The organism is Komagataeibacter kakiaceti JCM 25156 (assembly GCF_000613305.1).
Genome location: NZ_BAIO01000666.1, coordinates 1 through 1,079, shown reverse-complemented (window position 1 = coordinate 1,079; position 1,079 = coordinate 1). Strand labels below are relative to the sequence as shown.

Below are 1,079 nucleotides of genomic sequence, written 5' to 3'. Positions count from 1 at the left end.
CCAAGGAAATACAGGACTCGCACGCCCGCATTTCCATGCTGACCGACAGCATCCGCAAGCTCGATCTGGAACTGCGCGACAGCCGCGCCCATAACGCGGCCCTGCGTTCGGAACTGTACCAGACGCAGCAGGCCCGCGCGGAAACGCAGGTGGCGCTGTCCATCGTGCAGAAACAGACCCGCCAGCCCGTCCGCCGCTCGGGCCTGCTGGTGGCCATCGCGCTGGGGCTGCTGACCGGTGTCGCCCTGACCGAAGCATGGCATACGCTTGTATCAAGCAGCCCGGCGCAGGCCAGCGCCACCTACCCGCCGGTACATCATGACGGGCAGGCCTGGCTTCTGCCCGCGCCCCTTTCCCTCCATCATTCCGGAAACATGCTGTCATGACCGCATCCCCCTCCCCCACACTGGCACGGCATGACCTGATCGCCCGCTTCACGGAAATCGTGGGGCCGACCGGCATCCTGACCGAGGCTGCGGATACGGCCCCCTTCTGCACCGACTGGCGCGACCTGTACCATGGCCGCGCGCTGGCCGTACTGCGCCCGGCCGATACCGAAACGCTGGCCCGCATCGTGCGCCTGTGCGTGGAACATGACGTGCCCATGGTGCCGCAGGGCGGCAACACCAGCATGGTGGGAGGCGCCACGCCCGACGCCAGCGGGCGGGAGGTTGTCATCTGCCTGTCGCGCATGAACCGTATCCGCAACATCGACCCGCATGACCTGACCATGGAAGTGGAGGCCGGCGTGACGCTGAAGGCGGCGCAGGAAGCGGCGTGGGAGGCGGGATTCATGCTGCCGCTGTCCATCTCGTCCGAAGGCTCGGCGCAGATCGGCGGCGTGCTGGCCACCAACGCGGGGGGCAACAACACGCTGCGCTACGGCAATGCGCGCGAGTTTGTCCTTGGCCTTGAGGCGGTCATGCCCGATGGCGGCGTGTTCCACGGCCTGCGCCGCCTGCGCAAGGACAATACCGGCTACGCGCTGCGGCAGTTGCTGGTGGGGTCGGAGGGGACGCTCGGCTTCATCACCACCGCGATCATGCAGCTCTACCCCCAGCCGCGCGAGATCGTGGCCG

The 1,079-nt window shown here is 67.7% G+C and carries 1 protein-coding gene and 1 pseudogene; both read left to right on the top strand.

Features of this window, described 5'->3' with window-relative positions:
• Window positions 1-386: pseudogene (locus JCM25156_RS29610) on the top strand (hypothetical protein); the annotation flags it as partial.
• On the top strand, window positions 383-1,079 hold a 697-nt coding region (locus JCM25156_RS17745), incomplete at its 3' end, for an FAD-binding oxidoreductase (RefSeq protein ID WP_025814206.1). The pseudogene JCM25156_RS29610 and the gene JCM25156_RS17745, both read left to right, overlap by 4 nt.